Raw genomic sequence first — 6,612 nt, 5'->3', positions numbered from 1 at the left:
TGTAGGAGCGGCCTTGCGTCGCGATGGGCTGCAAAGCAGCCCCAAAATATCAGCCCTTAGGCTTGTCAGCAGGCTGCCACAACACCTCAGCCACCCCCTGGCGCCGGCCAATGATCCGCGCCGCCACAAACAGCAGATCAGACAACCGGTTGATATACGCCAAGCCAACCCCCTCCAGCGGCTCCAACGCATTCAACTCCTGACACCGCCGCTCGGCACTGCGCGCCAGGCTGCGGCATACATGCGCCTGCGCCACCAGCATCGAGCCACTGGGCAAAATGAAGTTCTTTAACGGCCCGAGCTCTTCGTTCCACACATCGATGGCCGCCTCCAGGCGCTCCACCTCTGCCTGGTTCAGCGCCTGGTAGCTGGGCATCGCCAGTTCTCCGCCCAGGTCGAACAAGCGGTGCTGGCACGGCGCAAGCACTGTACTCACCTCATCCATGCCGTGCTCGGCCAGGCCCGCCAGCAGTACGCCCAACTGGCTGTTAAGGCTGTCCACCTCGCCAATCGCTTCGATCCGCGGGTGGTCCTTGGGCACCCGGCGGCCGTCGCCCAGGCCGGTTTCGCCCTTGTCGCCGGTACGGGTGTAGATCTTCGAAAGGCGGTAGCCCATGTCATTGCTCCGTTTTGGCCGGCGCCACCGCTGCCGGCTGGCCGAGGGGCAGGCGCAGGGTGAAGCAGGTGCCCTGGCCGGGCGTGGACTGCACTTCCATCTGCCCCTTGTGGTTGTTGGTGATGATGAAGTACGAAACCGACAGGCCCAGCCCGGTACCTTGGCCGATTTCCTTGGTGGTGAAAAACGGCTCGAAGGTGCGCTTGCGCACGGCTTCGGGCATGCCGACGCCGTTGTCCTCGACCTGGATTTCCGCCCATGGCGGGTTCAGCCGGGTACGCAGGGTGATGCGCCCGGGCTCACAGGGTTGTGGGCGCAGGTGGATGGCCTGGGCGGCGTTCTTCAGCAAGTTGAGCAGTACCTGTTCCAGCTCGTTGGCGGTGCATGGCACCGGCCCCAGCGCGGGGTCGAACTGGCGCACGATGGCCTGGCCCTTGAAGTCGAAACCGATGGTCAGGTCGAAGTCATTGCCGGCAATTTCCAACGCCTGGTCGATCAGTGCCGGCAGCTCGCATGGCACCAGCTGGCGGTTGCTGCGGCGGCTGAAGCTGAGCATGTGGGTCACGATCTTTGCCGCACGCGCGCCGGCTTGCTGGATGCCATCGAGCAGTTGCGGCACCTCGCGGCTGCCCAGGTAGCGATTGATCGTAGCCAGGTCGATACCCAGCTCCTGGGCCTGTTCCAGGTTGCGTGGCAGGTCCGGCGAGAGGCGCCGACGAATGTTCTGCACGTTGTGCAGGATGGCGCCCAGCGGGTTGTTGATCTCGTGGGCCATGCCGGCGGCCAGGCCACCGACTGAAAGCATTTTCTCCGACTGCACCATCATCTCTTCCAGCGACAGGCGCTGGGTGATGTCGTCGATGCGTATAACCACCCCACGGCCGCCGCCACCGGTCAGCGGGTAGAAGGTGAGGGCATAGTGGCGCAGGTCGTCGCCCTTGGGCCAGGTGACCCGCTCGATCTTCGCCACCCGGTGCTTTTCCACGGTTTCCTTCAGTTGCGGCAGGAACGGCTTGAGTGGCTCGAAGGCAATGAACACCGGCTGGTTCAGTGCTTCATCCAGCGGCGTGCCGGAAAGTACCGTGGCTTCGTGGTTCCACTGGGTCACGTAGAGTTGTTCGTCGAGGGCGATCAGTGCCGAGGGCATCGAGTCGATGATGCTGTTGAGGTAGTTCTGGAAGCCGGTGAGCTTTTTCTCGATCTTGCTGCGCACCTGCACTTCCAGTTCCAGCTTGCGGTTGGTGTGGCGGGTTTCCTCGGCCAGGCCCTGGGCTTGGTCGTAGGCGTCCTGGAACTCGTCGCGCGCGCGCTTGAGCTGCTGCTCACGGGCCTCGATACGCGACAGCATGGTGTTGAAGGCCTCGGCCAGGCTGCCGATTTCATCGTCGTTGCCGCGCTGTGCGCGCAGGGCATAGCTCTCTTCGCGCGTGACCTGGCGGCTGAGTTCTTCCAGCTGGTTGATCGGCCGGGTGATCAGGCGCTTGATCTGCCGGGCAACGACAATCCAGAGCAGGATGCTGAACACCAGGATGCCCAGGCTGGCGCTGAGCGTGCCGGTGTAGAACGCCGTGGGCAGCTCGCTGCTGGCCACCAGCAGCAGGTGCGCCGGCGGGTTGGCGTCGCGCGGGATGCGGATCAGCTGGGTGCTGCGAAACTCCATGAGGCGCCAGCCGTCGATGTTGCGAAAACGCTTGGGCAAGGCCATGGGGTCGCCATGCTGCAACTGCGCCAGCATGCGGCCATCGCCACCGTAGACGGCAGCAGCGCGCAATGGCGTGTAGCTGTCCAGCTCCTTGAGCAGGGCGCTGGCGGTTTCCGGGGTGTCGCCAGCACGGGCCGCCAACTGCGGGTTGGCCACCAGCCGGCCGATGGTCTGCAACGCCTGCGGCGCCATGCTTTCCTGGGTGATCCAGTAGGCGGCGCTTATGAAGGTGAGGTTGGCCACCAGCAGGATGGTCACCAGCAACACCAGCAGGGCCGCCAGCAGTTTCTGCCCGACCGGGAGGTTTTCCAGGCGTTGGCGCAAGGTCATGGGCTAGGCAATGTCCGTATCCGGTTGAAGGGGCCGCGTCAGTCGCAGGGCAAGTTACGTACACGCAGGTTTTCGACCAGGCGCTGCAGCAGGTGTTCCAGTTGCGGCAGGTGCAGGCCATGGCGTTCGGCCGCGCGGCAGGCATGGCCGAGCAGGTAATGTACCTCGGTGCGTCGGCCCGCGCGCACGTCCTGGTACATGGAAGAGTAGTTGGCTGCAGTGGCAAGGATCACCCGCTGCACTTCTTCGTCCAGCCCGTCCGCTGCTTGCGGCTGGCCGCAGCGGCGCAGCAACTCGGCCAGTTCCACGCACAAGGCCTCCACTTCAGGCAGATGCCCCAGCAGCCCGCCGTTCTGGCAGTCGTGCAGCACGGTCAGCGGGTTGATCGCGCAATTGAGCGCCAGCTTGCGCCACAGGCGGGTGAGGATGTCTACCGTCCACTCGGCGGGGATGCCGGCCTGGTGCAGGTCGTCGAACCAGGCAGGCGGCTCCGGGCTGCACGGGTCGCCCAGCCAGTTGAAGCCATGGCCGGCAAAGCGAACCTGCCAGTCGCCCTCACGGAATGCGCCTTCAGTGCTGGAGGCAAAGATGCAGCGTGCGTGCGGCACCAGGTCGGCGACTTCGTCCTGGCTGCCCAGGCCGTTCTGCAGCAGCAGCACTTCGGCGCCTTCGGCCAGTCGCGGTGCAATACCGGCAATCGCCGGGGCGGCGTCATAGGCCTTGCACGCCACCAGCAGGCGGTGAATGGGGCCATGCGCTTGCGCGGTTTCAGCTGGGATGGCGTAGTGCCGGGGCTGGTCCTGTTCGATCAGGGTCAGGCCGCCGGCCTGTTGATAAGCCTGCAGCCGCTGCCCATCACGCAGGATCAGGCGTACGGCCTTGCTTGCGCGTGCCAGGCGGCAGGCCCACAGGCTGCCCAGGCTGCCGGCGCCGAGAATATGCCAGGTGCTGCTCATATGCGTTTCGCAACCCGTTATAATGAGCCCGCATTTTAACCGTCAAACCCAGCGCGCTCCATCTTCAGCCTGAGCGCGCTTTTATTTTGGGAGAACAACCATGCCTTCGTTCGACGTGGTATCGGAACTGGACAAGCACGAAGTGCAGAACGCGGTCGACAACGCCATCAAGGAGCTGGACCGCCGTTACGACCTCAAGGGCAAGGGCAGCTTCGAGTTCAAGGACAAGGATCAGACCGTGATGCTCACCGCCGAGGAGGAGTTCCAGCTTGAAGCCATGCTGGAAATCCTGCGCCTGGCGCTGGTCAAGCGCAAGATCGACGTGAAATGCCTGGAAACCAAAGACCCGTACCCCTCCGGCAAGGAAAAGAAACAGGAAGCCAAGTTCCGCGAAGGCATCGACAAGGACCTGGCCAAGAAGATCGTTGCCACCATCAAGGATGGCAAGTTGAAAGTGCAGGCCGCCATCCAGGGCGAGCAAGTGCGTGTTACCGGCAAGAAGCGCGACGACCTGCAGGAAGCCATTGCCCTGCTGCGCACCAAGGAATTCGACATGCCGCTGCAGTTCAACAACTTCCGCGACTGATGCGGGTGCGACCCGGAACCCCGATGGCCAGATGATGTCCATGGGGGCCGGGGCTGCGCAAACGCGCGTGGCCTGTTCTACCGTGTACTTGCCGCTCGGCATCAGGAGATGAATATGGATTTGAACGCTGAAGTCGATCAGCTGGTCCGCCAATCGCAAACCTGGATCCCCTTGATCATGGAATACGGCAGCCGTGTGCTGCTGGCGCTGCTGACCCTGGCGGTCGGCTGGTGGGTGATCAACAAGGTCAGCGCCCGTCTGGGCAAGCTGGTGGGCATGCGCAATGCCGACCTGGCGCTGCAGGGTTTCATCAGCACCCTGGCCAATATCGTCCTGAAAGTGCTGCTGATGGTCAGCGTTGCCTCGATGATCGGCATCGAGACCACCTCGTTCGTCGCCGCCATCGGTGCCGCAGGCCTGGCCATTGGCCTGGCCTTGCAGGGTAGCCTGGCGAACTTCGCCGGCGGTGTGCTGATCCTGATGTTCCGCCCGTTCCGTATCGGTGACTGGATCGAGGCGCAGGGCGTGGCCGGCACCGTCGACAGTATCCAGATCTTCCACACCGTGCTGCGCACCGGTGACAACAAGACCGTGATCATGCCTAACGGCAGCCTGTCCAACGGCATCATCACCAACACCAACCGCCAGCCGACCCGCAAGGTGGTGTTCGATGTGGGCGTGGATTACGAGGCCGACCTGCAAAAGGCCCGTAACGTGCTGCTGGAACTGGCCAAGGACCCGCGTGTACTGGCCGACCCGGCGCCGCAGGCGGTGGTGGCGACGTTGGGTGACAGCTCGATCACGGTGTCGCTGCGCTTGTGGACCAAGACGTCTGATTACTGGGACGTGATGTTCATGCTCAACGAGCATGCGCGTGACCGGTTGAAGGCCGAAGGGATCGACATTCCGTTTCCGCAGCGGGTGATTCGTGTGGTGCAGGAGACTGCTGCGCAGTAAGGCTTTAGAGAGCCGGGGCCGCTACGCGCCCCATCGCGACACAAGGCCGCTCCTACAGGGGTTACGCGATCCCTGTAGGAGCGGCCTTGTGTCGCGATGGGGCGCGCAGCGGCCCCGGCTTTTTTACACTTGTTCACAGCAAAACCCCGCCATTTCTGGCATATACCCTGACCCCACCTGCCACACCCGATACGCCATCATGAAACCACTGCTGTACATCACCCCCCTGCGCGCCCTGCTGTTCGGCCTGACCCTGGCCCTGTTCGAGCTGCTCACCTACCTGGCCAGTGACGCAGTCATGCCGGCCATGCCGGTCGTGGTCGGCGACCTGAACGCCAGCCCGGAATACATCCCCCATGCCCTCAACCTGTACCTGCTGGGTGGTGTGGTGCTGCAATGGCTGATCGGCCCGCTGGCTGACCGTTACGGGCGGCGCCCGCTGCTGCTGGTCGGCTGCACGTTCTTTGGCCTGGCTTGCCTGGCCACGTTCTGGGTTCACGACATTGGCCTGTTCAACCTGCTGCGCCTGCTGCAGGGCATCGGCCTGGGCTTTGTGGTTACGGTCAGCTACCCGGCCCTGAACGAAGCGTTCAGCGAGGCGGACGCCGTGCGCATGATGGCCCTGCTGGCCAACATTGCCTTGCTGTCGCCGCTGCTCGGGCCGCTGGTAGGCACCTTGCTGCTGCAGTGGCTGGACTGGCGCTGGCTGTTCGTGGCCTTCGCCATCGGGGCTGTGCTGTGCTGGGTGCTGTTGTACCGGCTGATGCCGGAAACCCTGGGGGTGGAGCGCCGTGACGGCTCACGCCTGGCGTTCACGCCAATCCACCTGCTGCCACTGCTGGCAGGCTACGGCCAGTTGCTGGCCAACCGCCGCTTCGTTGCCGGCAGCGCCGCCCTGGGCCTGGTCGGCTTGCCACTGATTGGCTGGATCGGCCTGTCGCCGGTGCTGCTGATTCACGACGAGGGGTTGAGCACGATGGCGTACGCCTTGTGGCAGTTGCCGGTGTTTGGCGGGCTGATCCTCGGCAACCTGATCATCAACCGTATCGCCGACCGCTACCCGCTGCCGGCGCTGGTGCGTGGCGCGCTGTGGCCGTATCTGTCGGGGTTGAGCCTGATGGTACTGGCGACCTGGTACTGGCCGAGCGTGACCAGCGTGGTGGCAGGCATGTCGCTGTATGCACTGGGCCTGGGTGTGGCCAACGCGGTGCTGTACCGCATGACGCTGTTTTCCAGCGAACAGAGCAAGGGGCTGGTCTCGGCGATGCTGGGGATGATCACCATCGCCCTGCTGGGGCTGGGCGGTGCGCTGTTGGCGATGATTGGTGCCGGTGCCAGCTTGCTGCACTTTGCCTTGGCGGCGGGTGTGGCGGGGGCTCTGGCGCTGTGGCCGCTGTGGTTTGTGGTGGGTGGGCGGCCTGGGGAAGGGGCTGTGGCTGGTTAATCTGTATTACTTGTACCGGCC

At 64.1% G+C, this 6,612-nt stretch carries 6 protein-coding genes; 3 read left to right on the top strand and 3 right to left on the bottom strand.

Annotation, left to right across the window (positions count from 1 at the left end):
- Positions 1–49: 49 nt before the first annotated feature.
- Genes IAE39_RS12360 through IAE39_RS12350 form a run of 3 tightly spaced genes read right to left on the bottom strand, consistent with a single transcriptional unit; the run spans position 50 to position 3,604 of the window.
- Positions 50–616, bottom strand: coding sequence for a cob(I)yrinic acid a,c-diamide adenosyltransferase (locus IAE39_RS12360; protein WP_201202708.1), 567 nt, complete (start codon positions 614–616; stop codon positions 50–52).
- A gap of 1 nt (position 617) precedes the next feature.
- Positions 618–2,648 carry a sensor histidine kinase gene (locus IAE39_RS12355; protein ID WP_201202701.1) on the bottom strand — a complete coding sequence of 677 codons (2,031 nt, stop codon included), beginning with the start codon at positions 2,646–2,648 and terminating at the stop codon, positions 618–620.
- 38 nt (positions 2,649–2,686) lie between these two features.
- Positions 2,687–3,604: a putative 2-dehydropantoate 2-reductase gene (locus tag IAE39_RS12350; protein WP_201202699.1), complete on the bottom strand. Its 918-nt coding sequence runs from the start codon at positions 3,602–3,604 to the stop codon at positions 2,687–2,689.
- Positions 3,605–3,704: 100 nt separating this feature from the next.
- Here IAE39_RS12350 and IAE39_RS12345 point away from each other — a divergent pair, with 100 nt between their 5' ends.
- The 3 genes from IAE39_RS12345 to IAE39_RS12335 all read left to right on the top strand — a co-directional run bounded on the left by IAE39_RS12345 (position 3,705) and on the right by IAE39_RS12335 (position 6,591).
- Positions 3,705–4,190 (top strand): YajQ family cyclic di-GMP-binding protein, encoded by a 486-nt coding sequence (locus tag IAE39_RS12345; RefSeq protein WP_012274044.1) that lies wholly within the window; start codon positions 3,705–3,707, stop codon positions 4,188–4,190.
- Between the two features lie 114 nt (positions 4,191–4,304).
- On the top strand, positions 4,305–5,147 hold the full coding sequence (locus tag IAE39_RS12340) for a mechanosensitive ion channel family protein (protein WP_201202697.1): 843 nt from the start codon (positions 4,305–4,307) through the stop codon (positions 5,145–5,147).
- 199 nt (positions 5,148–5,346) lie between these two features.
- Complete coding sequence (locus IAE39_RS12335) at positions 5,347–6,591, top strand: MFS transporter (protein WP_201202695.1); 1,245 nt, start codon at positions 5,347–5,349, stop codon at positions 6,589–6,591.
- Positions 6,592–6,612: the final 21 nt, after the last annotated feature.

This window comes from Pseudomonas sp. S37 (assembly GCF_016658545.1).
Classification (GTDB): Bacteria; Pseudomonadota; Gammaproteobacteria; order Pseudomonadales; family Pseudomonadaceae; genus Aquipseudomonas.
The sequence above is the reverse complement of the archived record's forward strand: the minus strand, read 5'-3'. Positions and strand labels throughout refer to the sequence as shown.